The organism is Enterobacter cloacae complex sp. CARB60 (genome assembly GCF_036487345.1).
Classification (GTDB): Bacteria; Pseudomonadota; Gammaproteobacteria; order Enterobacterales; family Enterobacteriaceae; genus Enterobacter; species Enterobacter asburiae_D.
Map to the genome: position 1 here is coordinate 961,344 of NZ_JAZKLC010000002.1, position 17,572 is coordinate 978,915.

General features: G+C 61.6%; 7 protein-coding genes. 2 read left to right on the top strand and 5 right to left on the bottom strand.

What is annotated here, in order from left to right; all coding sequences use genetic code 11:
* The first annotated feature begins 1 nt into the window (after position 1).
* Entirely contained in the window at positions 2-1,183 is a 1,182-nt protein-coding gene (locus V4835_RS05765) for an aminotransferase-like domain-containing protein (RefSeq protein WP_331411489.1), read from the top strand.
* 85 nt (positions 1,184-1,268) lie between these two features.
* Positions 1,269-1,778 carry a DUF6622 family protein gene (locus V4835_RS05770; protein WP_331411490.1) on the top strand — a complete coding sequence of 170 codons (510 nt, stop codon included), beginning with the start codon at positions 1,269-1,271 and terminating at the stop codon, positions 1,776-1,778.
* A 2-nt stretch (positions 1,779-1,780) separates the two neighbouring features.
* On the opposite strand, the gene nudI is transcribed toward V4835_RS05770, so the two are convergent.
* The 5 genes from nudI to V4835_RS05795 form a co-directional block, all read right to left on the bottom strand.
* The gene (nudI, locus tag V4835_RS05775) at positions 1,781-2,206 is read right to left on the bottom strand and encodes a nucleoside triphosphatase NudI (RefSeq protein WP_331411492.1); all 426 of its coding nucleotides are present in this window, start codon (positions 2,204-2,206) and stop codon (positions 1,781-1,783) included.
* Between the two features lie 190 nt (positions 2,207-2,396).
* Positions 2,397-3,566: an HlyD family efflux transporter periplasmic adaptor subunit gene (locus tag V4835_RS05780; protein ID WP_331414090.1), complete on the bottom strand. Its 1,170-nt coding sequence runs from the start codon at positions 3,564-3,566 to the stop codon at positions 2,397-2,399.
* A 10-nt stretch (positions 3,567-3,576) separates the two neighbouring features.
* A complete protein-coding gene (locus V4835_RS05785; RefSeq protein WP_063144148.1) occupies positions 3,577-5,775 on the bottom strand; it encodes a type I secretion system permease/ATPase in 2,199 nt (732 codons plus the stop codon).
* Complete coding sequence (locus tag V4835_RS05790) at positions 5,772-7,175, bottom strand: TolC family outer membrane protein (protein WP_063144147.1); 1,404 nt, start codon at positions 7,173-7,175, stop codon at positions 5,772-5,774. Before V4835_RS05790 ends, V4835_RS05785 begins: the two co-directional genes overlap by 4 nt.
* An 81-nt stretch (positions 7,176-7,256) precedes the next feature.
* Positions 7,257-17,381 carry a BapA/Bap/LapF family large adhesin gene (locus V4835_RS05795; RefSeq protein WP_331411497.1) on the bottom strand — a complete coding sequence of 3,375 codons (10,125 nt, stop codon included), beginning with the start codon at positions 17,379-17,381 and terminating at the stop codon, positions 7,257-7,259.
* Positions 17,382-17,572: the final 191 nt, after the last annotated feature.

The following is a 17,572-nucleotide window of genomic DNA, read 5'->3' on the forward strand; positions in this document are numbered from 1 at the left end:
AATGTCTGCAAACAAACTCGCCAGCAGCGCGCAGGGCCTGCAATCATCTGCTATCCGTGAATTATTAAAACATAGCAAAATGGCAGGGGTGATTTCGCTGGGCGGGGGTATTCCTAATCCCGATCTGTTCGATCACGAAGGGCTTAAAATTGCTGCCAATGCCGTCTTATCACAGCATTTTGGCGAGGCGTTTCAGTACGGCCTGACGGAAGGCGTCCCGGGGCTGCGCGAGGAAATTCAGCGCATCTGCGAGGGGCGCGGTATCGCCTGTAAGGCCGATGATGTGGTCGTGACCTCTGGTTCACAGCAATCGCTTGACGTGCTGGCGCGTGCGTTAATCAACCCGGGTGACACCGTTGTCGTTGAGCGTCCAACCTATCTCGCCGCGCTGCAGGTCTTCGGCCTGGCGCAGGCCAACTTTGAATCCGTTGGCACCGACGGCGACGGTATGAAGGTCGACGAACTTGAGGCCCTGGTGGCAAAGAAAGCTATCAAAGCGGTCTATATTGTTCCGACGTTTGGCAACCCTGGCGGGGTAACCCTTTCTGAAGTACGTCGCAAAAAGCTGGTGGAATTATCAAAGCGCTATGACTTCGTGATTATCGAAGACGATCCGTACAGCGAAATTAACTATACCGACGAAGTCTTCCGCCCGTTAATTGCCCATGCCAAAGATATCGGCAACGAAGAGAACGTGGTGTATACCTCAACCTTCTCTAAAATTCTCGCGCCGGGGACTCGCGTAGGCTGGGTGCTGGTGCCGGAATGGCTGAAGCGCGCGGTGGTGAACCTTAAGCAAACCACCGATCTGCACACCAGCACGCTGTCGCAGCTGATGACGTATGAGTACCTGAAAACCGGTCGTCTGCCCGATCAGATTAAAACGATCCGCGAAGCCTATCGCCAGAAATACCAGACGTTCGCAACCGAGCTGGAGGCCGAGCTGGGCGATGTGATGTCGTTCCACAAGCCGAAGGGCGGCATGTTCCTGTGGGCGAAAATGAATAATGGTACTAATACCACCCGCTGGCTGGAAAAAACGTTAAGTATCGGCGTAGTATTTGTGCCGGGCGAATTTTTCTACTGCAATGAGCCAGACCCAACGACGCTGCGCATGTCATTTGTGACGCCAACGGATGAAGATCTGAAAGAGGCGGTTCAACGCCTGAAAAAATCGCTCTAAAAGACCTGCGCATAATGGCATTTCTGCCGTTATGCGCAATACGCGTTCAGGGCGGCACGGGCCGCGATCGTTCATGGTGAGTTCCATGTTTGAATTTCTGATCGGTGTCGTTACGCACACGCCCGCCTGGGTGTGGATGCTGTTTATTTTCCTCATCTCTCGCGGCATTAAAGCCCGCAGGCCCGCCACCGTTACGCTGGAGAGGCTTGCCATTATTCCGGCGATCTTTCTTATCTGGGATATTTACGATCTGGTGGTCTACCGCACGTTAACCCCCGGGACTGTCGCATTGTGGACGGCGGGGATCCTCGCCGGGGCCGTGCTGGGGTATTTCCTGATTAAGCAGGCTGTTATCACCCGCGCAGAGGCGCCGCGCACCCTTTTCCGCCAGGCAGACTACACCGCGCTGCCGTTTATGATGCTGGCGTTCGGGGTGAAGTATGTGCTGGGCGTGATGAGCGCGGTCTCTCCCCAGACGATGCAGCAGCCCGCCATGAGCGCGCTGGCGATCGTCTCCGGCGGCGTGTTTGCCGGCGTGTTTCTCGGGAAATTTGCGCGCTATATTGGGGTGTATGTCGCCCGTGTTCCGGTCTGAATTTACAGCAGGCCCTTTTGGGCGAAGGTAATGTGCGTGGCTTCGTTGAGATCCAGCTCTTTTAACGATTCCGGATAAACCCAGGCGATCTCCTGAAACTCTTCATTAAACGTGACTTCCCGGTTGGCACTGATGCAGTCGAAGATCAGATAGATCATGTAAATCTCCTCAGTGGTGCCATCGGCGTAGGTTTTCACCCTGATGTCATCTCGAAAAGCCCACGGTGTGACCGAGACGATCTCCAGCGCTTCGCCAAGCTCTTCGCGGATCTCACGGCGCAGCGCCTGTTCCATTGTTTCGCCCGGCTCCATTCCTCCACCGGAGAGGGCCCACTGGCCGGGGAACACGCCGCGATCGTCGGCCATTTTACACAGCAGGTAGGCACCGTCGTTCTGGATGATGGGGCAGACTATGGTTCGTTGGCGCATGGTTTCTTCCTGAAAATGAGTTTGGGCTACTTTAGCAGAAGAAGTGGGGAGGTTATGTTAGGGGTGTTCGATTCTCGCTCCCTCGGTTTTCCACGTTTTGTGACGCCCTCACCCCAGCCCTCTCCCACAGGGAGAGGGAGAAAACCACGTTCCCCTTAGCTTTAGAACGTAGACCCGGTAAGGCGATTGACTACCGCTCCCTCAGCGCCTCTTTCGCCCGGTTAAACGGCTTGATCAGATAATCCAGCACCGTTTTCTCTCCGGTCTTAATGTCCACCGTCGCAATCATTCCCGGCACAATCGAGAAGTGCCTGCCCGCCTTATTCACCAGGTAATCCTGGCTGGTACGGATAAACACCCGGTAATAGAACACTTCCGGCTTGGCTTCGTCCTGAATGGTGTCCGGGGATATCGTCTCCACCACCCCGTGAAGCCCACCGTAAATGGCGTAATCGTAGGCGGTGATTTTGACCAGCGCCTCCTGGTTCGGGTGGATAAAGGCGATATCGCGCGGCGACAGGCGGGTTTCAATCAGCAGGTGATCGTCCACCGGCACAATCTCCATCAGCTCGCCGTTGGGCGGGATCACGCCGCCGATGGTGGTGACCTTGATGTTTTTCACGATCCCGCGCACCGGGGATTTTACCGTCAGACGGGTGACGGAGTCCTGGCGGCCCTTGAGGATCGCCGAAACCATATCCACCTCCGCGTTGGCTTTGGAGAGCGCCTCGCGCGCCTGAACGTAATACTGCGAGCGCACGTCGGTGAGCTTCAGCTCCAGATCGCTTTTCTGCCGCTGCAGGCGCAGCACCTCCACGTGGCTGGCGGCGCCGGTTTTGACCAGACGCTGGGTGATGGCCAGCTCCTTATTGGCGAGATCTAACGCGGCGCGCAGCTCCCGCTGGGTATCCTCCAGCTGCGCGCGGCGGGAGTTGTAGAGTCGCGTTTCGTCAGCAATCAAATCCGGCCATTTTGCCAGCGAGGGGGGGAACTTCAGCGGGAGATCGTTCACCTCGGCGTACAGGCGGGCGCTGGAGGCCAGTGAAGCCCGATAGCGCGCCGCGCTTTCGCCGACGTTCGATTCGGAACGCGTCGGATCGAGCCGCGCCAGTATCTGTCCGGCCTGCACCTGATCGCCCTCGTGGACGTTAAGCTCGGTGAGGATCCCGCCGTCGAGAGACTGTAAGACCTGCTCGCGCGAGCTGGGGATCACTTTACCCGAGCCGGTTGACACCTCGTCCAGCACGCCAAACCACGCCCAGACGCCCAGCACCACAAACATCAGCAGCGAGAAGATCACGATCCGTCGCGCGCCGGTGTAGCCGCTTTCGGAGTCGAGCGCATTATCCAGATCGTCCATTGCCGCCACGTCACGCTGACTGATTTTCATTTTTCCACTCCCGTCCGGTTGCTGCCTGCTGCTGCTGTTGCTGCATGCGGCTGTTGTTCAGCGCCTGGGCTTTCGGCGCGTCCATCACCAGCATCCCCTCTTTCAACACCACAACCCGCTCCACCAGTTCCAGCACCGGTACGCGATGCGTGGCGACAATCAGGGTGCGATGCCCGAGCCAGTCGCCCAGGCGCTGGATGAATTCCCGCTCGGTGTGCTCGTCCAGCGAGGCGGTGGGTTCATCCATCAGCACAATATTCGGATCGCGCAGCAGCATTCGCGCCAGCAGAATCGACTGCCGCTGACCGCCGGAAAGCCCCACGCCGTTTTCCATGATCGGGTAGTCCAGCCCCTTGGGCAGCTTCTGCACGAAGCCTGCCGCGCCGGTCAGCTCCAGCGCCTCAAAAATCTCTTCGTCGGTGGCGCGCGGCATGCCGAGGGTGATGTTTTCGCGTAGGGTGCCGTAAAACAGCCGCGCGTTCTGGGTCATAAAGCCGACGTTGCGCCGGACGTCGGCGACGTCGAGATGCGGCAGGCTGAAGCCGTCGAGCCGCAGCTCGCCGGCCGCCAGATCCATCCCACCCGCCATGGCCTGCAGCAGGGTCGATTTGCCCGCGCCGTTGCGCCCGAGGATCGCCACTTTTTCTCCCGGCTTGATCTCCAGCCGGTTAATGCGCAGCGCCATGCGCGGATCGTCCGGCTGATAGCGGAACTGCGCCTGCTCGAAGAGGTAGTGACCGCGCAGCACGTCCTGGCGGATCGGCGTCTCCTCACGCTGGTTTTCGGTGGGAAGCTGCATGATGCTGTCCAGCCCCTCTTTTGCCGCTTTGACCTGCTGCCAGCGGGCCAGCACGCCGCACAGCGTCGCCATCGGGGCGATCATGCGGGAGGCCAGCATAGACGCGGCGACCACCGAGCCGGTGGTCAGGGTGCCGTCGATCACCATCGGGGCGCCGACTACAATCACTCCGGCGTAGACCAGGCTCTGAATGGTCATCCCCCAGCTAATCAGGTTCTGCGTCAGCTCGCGAGTGCGCAGGCCGGATTCCGCGGTGATCTGGATATAGCTGTTCCACTGCTGCAAAAAGCGGTTTTCCGCCTGCATCAGCTTGATGTCCTCCAGCCCCTGCACGCTCTCCACCAGCACCGCGTTGCGCAGGGTCGATTCATGGGCTGACTGCTTCGCCAGCTCCGCCAGCTTCTTCTGCATCAGCAGGCCGGGCAGGACCATGATCACCGCCGCGACCGGGGCGATCCACGCCAGCTGCGGGGCGATGATCGCCAGCACCACCACGAAGAGTAAAAAGAAGGGCAGGTCGACAATCGTCGAGATGGTGGACGAGGTCACCATCTCGCGGATCTGCTCCAGCTCGCGCAGCTGGGAGATAAAGCTGCCGGTGGAGCGGGGGATCGCGCTGTTGCGCAGCCGCAGCGCGTGCCCGAATACGCGATCCGAAACGCGCATATCCGAGCGCTTGCCCAGCAGATCCATAATGTGCCCGCGCGCCACGCGCAGCACAAAGCCAAACAGGGTGGCAATCAGCACCCCGATGGTCAGGACGTAAAGCGTCGGATAGGACTGGGCGGGGATCACCCGGTCATAGACCTGCATGGAAAAGACGATCCCGGAGAGCGACAGCACGTTGATAAACAGCGCGGCGAGCATCACCCAGCTGTAGGGGCGCAGGTCGCGCATCACCAGACGGTAGAGCCAGTCAGGGCGGTATTTTGAAATATAGGCGTCCACGCGGCTGTCCTTCAGCGCGGCGAGTGGACGCAGGGCAATAACGTGGCGGATCGCGGGCAGCATCGCCGTCATCGACAGCCGGTTGGTGTAGGTCTCATCGCCGAAAAAGCTGACCTCCAGCGTATCGTCCCCGTCGAAATGCTCGATCACGCCGATCCTGCCGTCATGCATCGCCACCACCACCGGCAGACGCCAGCTGTTGATCGCCTGCCGATCGTCGGTAAGGAGCTGAAACGACAGCCCCGCTTCGCGGGCCAGCTGGGTGAGGGCGGGTACCATCGGTTTGCCTTTCAGCCACGGTGCGCCTGCGATTAGCGCGCCGGGCGAGCAGGCGACGCGGTAGCGCGTGGCGACAAAACCAAAGGCCTGCGCCCACTGCGCCAGCGCCTCATCCGTCATGTTTTCACCTTGCGGGATATCACGCTGCTTCATGGCTGGATCTCCACGGTCTGGATGGTGCGGTTATCAAGATCGAACGCATGACGCAGCTGCCCGGTGTTATACAGGCAGTTGAGCTGCAGCTGGTGCAGCTGACCGAGGGTCTGCTGCTGGGTGAAGCGCGCCTGATAAACCTCCTGTTCGGCGTTGAGCACGTCGAGCAGCGGGCGCGAGCCGAGGTCAAGATACTGCTGCTGGTACAGCTCGCGGGTGCGGGCGCTGAGCGCCTCCTGGCGGCCCTGGATTTGCAGCGTGCTTTGCAGGCTCATCACCTGGCTGCGGGCTTCCAGCAGCTTCTGGCGGACGTCAAGACGCGTGCGCTGAATGGTGGACTGCGCCGCCTCCACCGCGTGTCCGGCAGCGTTACGCCGGGCGGTGAGGCCGCCGCCCTGGTAGAGCGGCATCTGCACTTTCACCCAGGCGGAATACTGGGTGCGATCCCGGGTTTCACTCCCCGCATAGCGATCGTTCATGTAGTGGCGCACCTCCGGCTCCAGCGAGACGGTTGGCGTCATCTGCGCGTCGGCGTAGTCGAGGTTAGCCTGGGCGACGTTAGCCTGCGCCCAGGCGGCGAGAACGGCGGGCACCAGGCGGTCGTCCGGCTCGGCGATGTCGCAGCTCCGGCCCAGCTTTTGCGGGAAATCGTTGCCGACCGCGTTCAGGCTGTTCCAGCCGAGAAAGCTCATTAGGGTGGCGCGGGCGCTGTCCAGGCTGGCCTGGTACTGCATCAGCTGGGCGCGCGCGCCTTCGATACGGGCATCGGTCTGCACTACGTCAGAGAGCGACGTGGCCCCTTCGTCGTTACGCTGGCGGGTCAGCGTGCCGATGGAAGAGAGGGCCGCAAGCTGCTCTTTGGCGGTCTCGACCATCTGCTGCAAGGTTTGCACCTGCACCATGGCGATGGCGGTATCGTGAGCGATGGTGTCGATACTCACCAGCACGTTGGCCTGCTGCTGGGCAACGCCCGCGCTTTCGGCGCGCACCTGGCTGTCCACTTTGCCAAAGTCGTAGAGCATCTGTGAGAGAGAGAGCACCAGCGACGGCGTAAAGCCGTTCTGATCGCCGTCATGGGAATAGCCGTTGTCCACGCCGGCATTAATCTGCGGATAGTATTTTGATTTCGCGACGTCTACCTCTTCGCTCTGCTGGTAGAGTTTCCCCACGGCTTCGCTGATGGCCGGGTGCCAGGTGACGGCGCGGTTGACGGCCTCGCCAAGCTGTAATGAACCGGGAGCGGCTTGGCCAGCCGCAGGGGCCACGCGACCATTGAGCGAGGGGAGTTCCTGCGTTTCGCGGAGCTGTCCGGTATTGATGGTTGCCGCCGGGTTCGCGCAGAGAGCGGGCACAGATATCAGGCAGCACGAGAGCCACCAGTAAGGCATCTTCATTCCCATGTCATGTCCCTATTAAAAAGAGTACGGCTTTATTATTTATGCCCGGGCGCTGTGCGCCCGGGTCATCTCTTGCAGGTGTTATCAGGTAATGATGTGCTGCTGGTTAACAAGCTCGTCGTAGGTGGTCTGAACGCCATCAAGCGTAACGAGCGTGGTATTAGTGTAGGTGCTCCCTGTACCGTCACGGTCGATGGAGATCACGGTATTGCCATTACTATTAGTGACATGGAGATAATTCCCCAGCGTCGAGGCGCTACCGTTCCAGCCCACCAGCAGATCGCCGATGTCAATCTTGTCCCCCTGCGCCAGCGAGAAGCCGGTCCAGTGATCGCCCGCAGTGCTGCTGACGTTACCCGCCGTGGCATTCCCTACCGTACTGTTCAGCACCTGGTAAATCAGCGTATCGCCGTAGGCCGTACCGGTGATGGCGTCGTTATGCTCCGAGCTGATGAACTGCGGCGCCATATTGATGGTCAGCGTGGCGCTGTCCGTTCTCCCGGCAGAATCGGTCAGGGTGTAGTTGAAGGTCTCCTTCGACGTCATGGATGAGAGCGATACCCCGCTGTTGAGGGTATAGGTGTAATGACCGTCTGCGCCGATCGCCAGGATGCCGTAATGGCCGGTGATGTTCACCGTTGCGCTGCCGGTATACGGATCCAGCGTGGTGGCCACGCCGTTGTAACCGGTCACGCTCAGACGGGTATCCACCGAGTGGAGTTGATCCAGCACGCCGCCTGAGTCGGTGCCGTCAAAGATATTGCCGTTGACGGTGTGGCTGCCGGTCGCGTCGAATTGTGACAGAGAGTAGCTGGTGCCCGTGACGCTTGGGGTGATAGTGATGGTGCCTACACCTAGTGCACCAACGTTACCGGTATAGCTCAGGGTGTAAGTGCCTGCGCTCAGGTCAAGACCTGTTAAAGGAACATCCGCATTACCGCCCAGCAATATGCCGCCGTTAAATGAGCCGGTGCGGATGGTTGTGCCGTCCAGTGACAGCGTCCAGTTGACCGTCAATCCACCCAGTGACAGGAGCGAGGCCACGTTGAAGTGCAGTACTGCATTATGCAGGGCGGTGTTTGGATCCACCACAAAGGTGCCGCTACCACTACCCGATGAGGGAAGCGCCAGCGTGCTCCAGCTTGCGCTGCCTACGGTCGTATCCGAGTAGGCGGTTGTATGGTGCACTGACGTTACATCCATCGTGCTGCTGACATCGTTCACCGCATCCATCGCCCGCGCGGTTGGGGTGATGTTAAGCGATGCCGTATCCTTCGAGCCGTCTAGCGCGGTAACGGTGTAGACGAAGGTGTCCGGCGTGCTGATATGGTCCGCCCCCACGCCGCTTCTCAGGGTATAGGTGTACTGGCCGGACGAATTGATGGTCAGCGTGCCGTATTCCCCCTGAATGTCGGTTGTTCCACTGCTGTTGACCGTCACGCCGTTTACTTCGGTGACCACCGTGCCCGCCGGAACAGGGTCATTCGCCAGCACGTCGCCCGTGGTGGTTTCGCTGATACTCGCCACGCTGTAGACATGATCCTGCAGGACGCTCAGCGTGTAGCCCGTCAGGACGGCGATGCCCGAGGCGGTATTGAGTAAGAACAGGTACTCACCGGCAGGCAGATTCAGCGTCAGCTGGGATGACGTTCCCCCCAGCAGCGGGGCGCGCAGCCAGCCCGACTCGACGCGAACCTGCTCGAAGGTCTGTGTGGCGTTGTTGAACTTATAGACGTACAGATCGAATACCGACGCCAGCGCCACGCCGCCCACGGAGGCCTGAATGGTCATGGTGCGGGTCGTGCCTTCCTCCACGTTATAGATTATCGGGTTGGTCATGTCGTCCAGCAGGTTAAGCCCCAGCGTGCTGCCGAGATTAATGCCCACCAGGGTAAAGCCGCCCTGAGACGAGGCGCCGTTATTGATTTCGTGCACGGTGGTGTCGAAGGTCAGGGCGTTGGTGTCGTCAACGGCGACAATGCCGTTGATAACCGTGCCGGCACCCAGAGACAGCACCAGCTGTGCCGACGCGCTGACGCCGTTATGGGTGATGGTGTAGGTGAAACTCTCCGTCCGGCCAATGACCGACGCGCTGGTGTCGGTCAGGTTATAGGTGTAGCTGCCGTCGCGGTTAATGGTCAGCGTACCGTACTGACCCTGGATCACCGTGCCGTCGGCGTTCACGCTGGTGGTGACGCCCTGGGCGTTAGTGACAGCGGAGAGGGTGGTTCCAGCCGGCGCGTTGTCGCTGCCGGCGGTCGGGTCGGTATCGAGGATCACGTTACCGTTAAGGCTGGTATCGCCCGTGACCGTACCCGGACCGGTCTCTTTCACCGCCACGTCGAGGCTGGTGTAGGAGCCGGTCGCCAGCAGGTTGGTGTTGTAGCTGAGCACGCGATAGTTGCCGTCAGCCAGCCCGCTGAGGTTCAGCGATACGCCGGTTGCACCGAGGGTCAGCAGATCGGCAAACTGCGGTTGGCCGGTATCCACCACGGTGGTCCAGGCGCCGTTGACGTAATGCTGAACCACCAGCTCCAGTGTGTTGAGCAGAGAGAGCACCGCCCCGGTAGCGTTGGCGTTCACCACGATATCCGCGCTGCCGCCGCTGCCCACCGTGAAGTTCACCTGGGCGGTATCATTGCCCAGCAGCGTCAGGACGTTGCCCACGGCGCCGACCAGCAGGAAGCCATAATCGCTGTACTGGCTGTTGGTCACGGTTGCCGTGGTGCTGAGGTCCAGCTCTTCGACGTTATTGCTGGCGGAGAGCGGCACCACCGGCGCAAGGGCGGAGCCCGGCAGCGAGGTGTTGCCTGCGACGTCGGTGGCGGTGATCTGCAGCGTCTGGCCTTCGATCTGTTTGTTAATGAAGGTGTAGCTGTAGGTGCCGTTGCTGCCCGCAATGGCGGTTACCGTCGAGCCGTCCGCAAGGCGGATAGCGACGGTGCTGCCTGCTTCCGCAGTCCCGGTCAGGACGCTACCGTCGGCGTTGAAGGTCCCGGTCGGCGCCGTTGGGGCGGTCGTATCGACGATAATGGTCGTCACGGTTGACGCCACGCTGGTGTTGCCCGCCGCATCGGTGGACGTGGCGGTGAAGTTATGCGTTCCTTGCGTCAGCGTGGTGGTTTGCGGCAGGGTCCAGTTGCCGCTGCTATCGGCGGTCACCGTGCCCACCAGCGTGATGCCATCGTAGATCCGGACCGTGGCATTTGCTTCGGCTGTCCCGTTAAGCGTTGGGCGCGTGTCGTTGGTCGGATTCGTACCGGTCACCGGCCCGGTGACGCTGCCGACATCATCAATGACCGAGCTGATGACCGGTGCGCCCGGCGCGAGGGTATCGACGTTAATCACATACCCGGCGGTAGGCGCGCTGGCGTTGCCCACCGCATCGGTGGCGGTAAAGGTCAAATTGTGCGGACCGTTGCTCAGCGCCGGGGATGGCGTAAAGCTCCACGCTCCGCCGGTCGCCGTCACGCTGCCGATCTGTACGCCGTTATCAAAGATTTTCACCGTCGATCCCGCTTCCGCCGTGCCGCTGAGGGTCGGCTGCGCGTCGTTGGTAAACCCGCCGTTCACAACCGGCGTTGCGGCATTGCCCACGTCATCAAGAACGCTGGTCAGCACCGGCAGCGCTGGCGGCGTGATGTCGACGGTGAGGCTGAAGCTGGTGGACGACACGCTGGTGTTGCCTGCCGCATCCGTCGCCTGCGCGGTGAAGCTGTGCGCTCCCGCCGTCAGCGTGGTGTTGAGCAAGATACTCCAGCTACCGGTGTCACTCGCGGTGCCCGTTCCGACAAGCGTAGTTCCCTCATAGATCTTCACGGTGGCAAACGGTTCGCTGGTCCCGACAAGGCGCGGTACCGTGTCGTCGGTTGTTTGCCCGGACGTAAGCGGGCCGGTGATGCTGCCCACGTCGTCTATCGCCTGGCTGATAACCGGCGCGTTCGGTGCCGCGGTATCAACAATCAGGGTAAAGGTCGGCGAGGTCGGGCTGACGTTGCCCGCTGCATCGGTGACCGTGGCGGTCCAGGTGTGGCTGCCGCTGGCCAGCGGCGTTGACGGCGTAAAGCTCCATGCGCCGGTACCGTCCGCCTGAACGGTGCCGACCGGCTGCCCGTTTTCATACACGGTGACCGTGGCGTTGGCGGTCGCGGTGCCGTTGAGCGTTGGCGTGGTATCGTCGGTGCTCTGCCCGGAAGAGAGCGGGGTTTGAATGCTGCCCACGTTGTCAGCTGCGGTCGAAATGACCGGCGCCGACGGCACGCCCGTGTCCACCGTCAGGTTAAACGGCGTCGTCGTGCTGCCGGTATTGCCTGCCGCGTCGGTGGCGTTGAAGGTGATGGCGTGCGGCCCGTCGACCAGATCGGTACCCGGGGTGAAGGTCCAGTTGCCCTGGCCATTGACCACCGCAGTGCCAATTTCGTTGCCATCAACGATCACGTGCACGGTAGAACCCACTTCGCCCGTGCCGTTGAAGGTTGGACGCGCGTCGTTGGTGCTGTTGCCCGACGTGAGCGTCCCGGTAACCGGACCGATATCGTCAATCACGCTGGTTACCACCGGTACGCCAGGGGCCGCGGTATCAATGGTAAAGGCGAAGACCGATGAGTTAGCCGAGGCGTTACCTGCCGTATCCGTTGCATACGCGCGCAGGGAGTAGCTGCCGTCGCCCAGCGGCGCGGTCGGCGTAAAGGACCAGTTCCCACTTCCGTCAACGATAGCAGTGCCAATCTGCGTGCCGTTGTTCATGATGTGAATCGTGCTGCCCGCCTGTCCGGTGCCGCTAATCGTTGGGGTGCTGTCGTTGGTCGTTTGCCCGCTGGTGAGGTTGCCCGTAACGCCGCCAGGGGCGTTGTCGTTCACATTATCGAGCGTTGGAACCGTCGGTGCCGTCAGGTCAACCACCACGCTCCAGGAGGCAGAGACCGCGCTGACGTTGCCCTGCGGATCGGTCGCCCGGACGGTGAAGCTGTGCGAGCCTTCGCCGAGCGCGGTGTCAGGGGTAAACGTCCACGCGCCGGTGCCGTCAGCCGTGACCACGGCAATCTGCGTGCCGCCGTCGAAAATGGTCACCACGCTGTTTGCGTCCGCTGTCCCCGAAAGGGTTGGCGTGGCGTCGTTCGTTTCGCTCCCGCTGACCACCGTGGTGGCGGCGTTACCGACGTTATCCGTGACGTTGGTGATGACCGGCGTGGCGGAAACGGAGTCCACCACGACGGTGAAGCCCGCCGAAGAACCGCTCTGGTTTCCTGCCGGATCGGTTTCGCGGATGGTCAGGACATGGTTGCCCTCTGTCAGGACGGGCGTGGTGTAGCTCCAGGTACCGGTATTACCGACGACCACGCTGCCCAGCAGCGTCCCGTTGTTATAGATGGAGATGGTATCACCCACCGCGCCGGTGCCGGTGAGGGTCGGCTGGTTGTCGTTGGTGGTCTGGCCGCTGGTCAGCGGGCCGGTGCCCGGACCGACGTCGTCAATCACCGCGCCGATAGTTGGCGTGCCCGGCGCGGTAAGGTCGACGGTGACGCTGGCCGCCGGAGAGCGGCCGCTGGTCAGACTATTGAGGGTCGCGGTCACCTCAAAGGTGTGCAGCCCTTCGCCAAGCGCGGGTGACGTATAGCTCCAGTTGCCGCTGCCGTCGGCGGTTACCGTCGTCAATGGCGTCGTGCTACCGTCCAGATAGAGGGTAATCAGGCTGCCCGCCTGAGCCGTACCGGTGAGGGTTGGGGTAGTGTCGTTGGTGGTTTTGTCCTTCACGTCGCCAGTGATCGGGGCGACGTCGTCGTTGATCGCCGTGATCACGGGCACGTCAGGAAGATTCGGAAGCGTACCGGTAACATTGTAAGTCGCATCAGGGCTGGTACGCCCGGAGGCATCGGTGGCGCTGACGGTCAGCGCCGCGCCATCCTGCGGGACCGGGCTGATCGCGATGGAGAAGTTCCCGCCGGTCGCAACCCCGGTACCAATGACGTTACCGTCGCTATCCTTAACGGTGATGAGTGCGCCTGCTTCGGCGGTGCCTGTCAGCGGCGTACCTTCTTGAGCAAGGCTAAGATTGCCCGGGGCGGCTGGGTCCAGGGTATCCACCGTCACGCTCAGCGGGGCTGAACTTCCTGACGTGTTACCGGCAGGATCGACAGACGAGACGGTGAACGTATGCGAACCATCCGAAAGCGTTGTGCCTGCTGTCCAGCTCCAGCTGCCGTCCGGCTGTATTGTCACCGGCACGCCCGACGGGATACCGTCGACGGAGACGATAACGGTGGTGCCGGGTTCGCTGGTCCCGGTAAGGGTCGGCGTACCGTCGCGGGTATAGAGCACGTTGTTGGTGAGCTGGCTGTCTGAGACGGTATTAATCTGCGGTATCCCAGGCGCAACGGTATCGAGCGTGACGGTAAAGACCGAACTCGGCGCGCTAACGTTGCCCGCTGCATCCACGCCCGCCACGGTAATGTTTAGCGGGCCGTCCGTTTGTGTTGGAAGCGTCAGGCTCCATTCTCCGTTAGCCACCACGACGCGGCCCAGCTCGACGCCGTTGTTGTAGACGATCACCGTCTCACCGTTAACGCCGGTTCCGCCCACGGTCGGTGTGGTATCCGTGGTGTAGCCGCCGTTCGGCTCACCGCCGACGGCGCTAATGACCGGCGTATCCGGCGCCACGGTATCCACGGTAATCGTAATCGCTGGCGACGGGTCAGAGACGTTGCCCGCCTCATCGGTGGCGGTGGCGGTATAGACGTGGCTGCCCTCCGCAATGTCGCTGCCAGGGCGCCAGCTCCAGTTGCCGTTGCTGTCTACCGTGACGGTGCCAACGACTGACGATGTGCCGCCGTTGACCGTGTCAGTGATGTTGATTACGTCGTTCGGCGTGCCGGTGCCGCTCAGCACCGGGCGCGGATCGTTGGTGGTGCCACCATCGGGAACGGGGCCGGTGATCTGGGTGACGCTGTCGGTGACGATCGGTGCCGCAGGCGTAGCCGGCGGGTCGGTATCAATGGTGATGGTTACCGGCTGCGACGGGGCACTTTCGTTGCCCGTGCCGTCCATATTGGTCACGGTCAGGGTAATGTCATAGGTGCCGTTAGGCAGCGGGGTTGATGGCGTCCAGGTCCAGTGGCCGGTACCGTCCACGATGACATCATCAAGTTTGACGCCGTTGTTGTAGATCGTCACGGTATCGCCCGCCGTGCCGGTACCGCTCAGGGTTGGCGTGGTGTCGCGGGTGGTTTCGCCCGGGTTCAGCGGCGTTGCCGTTCCGTCAGGATTGACGGTGATTGCCGGAATATCCGGCGTGGCAGGCGCGACGGTATCTACCGTCAACACAAACGGGCTGGAAATGGTGGTATTGCCGGCGGCATCCGTGGCGTGAACAGTCAGGGAATGCGGGCCGTCGGTGAGCGGATTAACGGGCGTAAAGCTCCAGCCGCCGCTGCCGTCGAGGGTGGCAGTGCCGAGCAGGGTGGCACCGTCATAAATGGTGATCACCGCATCAGCCGGGGCGGAGCCCTGCAGCAGCGGTTTGGTGTCATCCGTGGTATCGCCGCTGCTGAGCGTGCCCTGAACGCCGCCGACGTCATCGGTCACGGTGGCGATGGTGGCGGCCACCGGTGGAGTGATATCGACGGTCAGGGTGAAGCCGTTTGACGGCTGGCTGGTGTTACCCGCCGCGTCGGTGGCGACGACGGTAAAGGTATGAGGTCCGCTGCCAAGAGGCGTGGTGAGGGTATAGGTCCACGCGCCGTTGTTGTCGACCGGGACCGTAACAAGATCGGCGCCATCCAGGCGGATGGTGACGGTTGAGCCTGGTTCAGCCGTGCCGTTGAGCGTCGGCGTGGTGTCGTTGGTGCTGTCGTTCGGGTTGAGCGCCCCGAGGCGCTCCGGCACATCATCTATCACCTGGGTAATAACCGGAGCAGCAGGCGCAACGCTGTCAATCGTCAGAGTCCAGGTGTTGGAGACGCCGCTGGTGTTACCTGCCGCGTCGGTCGCGACGGCGGTCAGGGCGTGCGGCCCCTCACCGATCGGCGAGGAAGGCGTAAAGATCCATACGCCGAGGCCATTGGCGACGGTCGTACCAATAGCAACACCGTCCACGCGGAGGGTGACCGTCGCGTTTGGTTCGGCGGTACCGCTGAGCGTCGGGGTGGCGTCGTTGGTGGTCTCATTGATATCGAGCGAGCCGGTACGCCCGGGAACATCGTCCACGACTTGTGAAATCACCGGGGCGCCAGGTGCCGTCCCGTCGACGTTAATTGTCCACGTGGTTGATATGCCGCTCGGGTTTCCGGCGGGATCCGTCGCCGTTGCCGTCAGCACGTACGTGCCATCGGTCAGCGGTGTGGGCGGCGTAAAGCTCCACAGGCCGGAGGAGGGAACAACCACCGTACCGAGGACATCGCTGCCGTTGTAAATCGTGATGGTCGAGCCCGCCTCGCCCGTTCCGTTCACGGTAGGCGCCCGGTCGTTGGTAAGCCCGTTCGGGCCCACGGGACCGGTGGTGGCCTGCACGTCATCAATCACAGACACGATAATCGGGGTCTGCGGTGGGGTAATATCCGGTGCCGCCGCAGAGGTTGCAGGCCCCGTGTTGCCTGCCGCGTCGGTGGCGTCAGCGGTCAGGATCTCGCCGTTGAGCTTCGCTGGGGTCAGCGTCAGGCTGAAGTTACCCTGGCTATCGGCAACAGCTGTGCCAAGGGTGACGTTACCTTCGCGGATGGTCACCGTGCTGCCTGCCTCCGCGATACCGCTGATGGAAGTGCCATCATTTGAAACCACGAGGTTTCCTGGGGCAGACGGCGGCGTGGTGTCCACGATGAAGCTGACAGGCTCCGATGCCGCGCTTTTGTTCCCGGCGGCATCGGTTTCAGTGACGGTAATTGAGTGCGCTCCGTCCTGGAGCGGGCGGTCTGGCGTGACGCTCCAGGTGCCGTTGGGCCGCACCGTTGTTGTGCCAATCGCCACGCCGTTATCGTAGATGGTGATGGTCCCACCGGGCTCGCCCGTTCCCGCCAGGATCGGCTTTGAAGCATCGGTAGGTACGCCCGACGTGATTGTTCCTCTGATAAGGCCCGTATCGTCGGTCAGCACAATCGCGGTTGGGGCGTCCGGCGGAGTAAGATCCACCGTCAGCGTAAACACCGGTGAGGCTGGGCCGGTGTTGCCGGCGGCGTCAGTTGCCCGAACGGTAATCTGGTGAGTACTTTCACTCAGGGCCGCCGACGGGGTAAAGGTCCAGGTACCGTTGCTGGCCACGACCGCCGTACCAATGGCGACTCCGCCGTCATAAATCGTCACGGTCGAGCCCGCTTCGCCGGTGCCGGTAATCTGCGGGCGCTGATCGTTGGTGCTGCCACCGTTGCTGACTGCCCCCGTCTGCGGGGCAATATCGTCCGTTACGCTGGTGATTGCTGGCGCATCGGGCGCGGTGGTGTCCGGCGCGTTGAGCGTTGTGCCCGGGCTGGTATTGCCGGCGGCATCCGTCGCGGTGGCTGTTACCTGCTCACCGTTGGTCAACGGCGTGCCGAGAGAGACGGTAAAGTTGCCGTCGCTGCCCGTTTTTCCTGTGCCAATGACATTGCCGTTTGCGTCTTTCAGCGTGATGGTACTGCCGGGTTCGGCGGTACCGGTGACGGTTTTGCCATCTGGAGAGAACTTGAGACCGGAAGGCGCATTCGGCGGTGTCGTATCCGGATCGCCAGGATCGGCAGGAACGGTGGGTTTGCTGGGGTTGCTGGGGTTGGAGCCATTGTTATTGCCGTTATTGCCGCCATTATCGCCATCACCGCCGCCGCCGCCACCACCACTTGCCGCCGCCGCGATGCCGCCCGCGGCGACAATGCCGCCCAGTGCCCATGGCCAGATGGCGGCACCGCCGGTATCACTTCCGGAGGCCGCGAGCAGCACGTCCGTAGACGTGATGGATTCGTACGTGGCGGCTCCGGTAGGATCTTCTATCCACCATAACGCACCGCTGCTGTCCTGCAATACCAGCTGGCTCACACCCTGCGCGTCCGTGACGTAGAAATTTTTAAGGGTGATCACCTCGCCGGAGTGCAGCGTAACCAGCAGATCGTTACCATTTCGCGCGAAGTGGGAGACGCTCGCTCGCTCGACATGAAGCTCAACGATAGAGGAATGGCTCAGCGTAATCTGTGTGCCTTCCGTGGTCGTTTCCACGCCAGTAAGTTTCGAAATAACAGAGATTTGGCTCATTTAGGTATTACTCCAGCAGATGTGTCATGAACGGCGAGCAAGACGAGCCATCTCTGCAGAAGGTAAAGGGCGCCCCCGGCGCAGTCGCTGTTATAACGCAGCACTGACCGTTGTTTTAGCGCGCACGATGCCCGCCAGGATTCAGAGTGGCAACATCAGAGCGAATCTAATTACTTATGAAAGAGAACCGT

Coding starts and splice junctions, on each gene's coding strand:
- V4835_RS05765 (WP_331411489.1), top strand. CDS start 2: ATGTCTGCAAACAAACTCGCCAGCAGCGCGCAGGGCCTGCAATCATCT.
- V4835_RS05770 (WP_331411490.1), top strand. CDS start 1,269: ATGTTTGAATTTCTGATCGGTGTCGTTACGCACACGCCCGCCTGGGTG.
- nudI (WP_331411492.1), bottom strand. CDS start 2,206: ATGCGCCAACGAACCATAGTCTGCCCCATCATCCAGAACGACGGTGCC.
- V4835_RS05780 (WP_331414090.1), bottom strand. CDS start 3,566: ATGGACGATCTGGATAATGCGCTCGACTCCGAAAGCGGCTACACCGGC.
- V4835_RS05785 (WP_063144148.1), bottom strand. CDS start 5,775: ATGAAGCAGCGTGATATCCCGCAAGGTGAAAACATGACGGATGAGGCG.
- V4835_RS05790 (WP_063144147.1), bottom strand. CDS start 7,175: ATGGGAATGAAGATGCCTTACTGGTGGCTCTCGTGCTGCCTGATATCT.
- V4835_RS05795 (WP_331411497.1), bottom strand. CDS start 17,381: ATGAGCCAAATCTCTGTTATTTCGAAACTTACTGGCGTGGAAACGACC.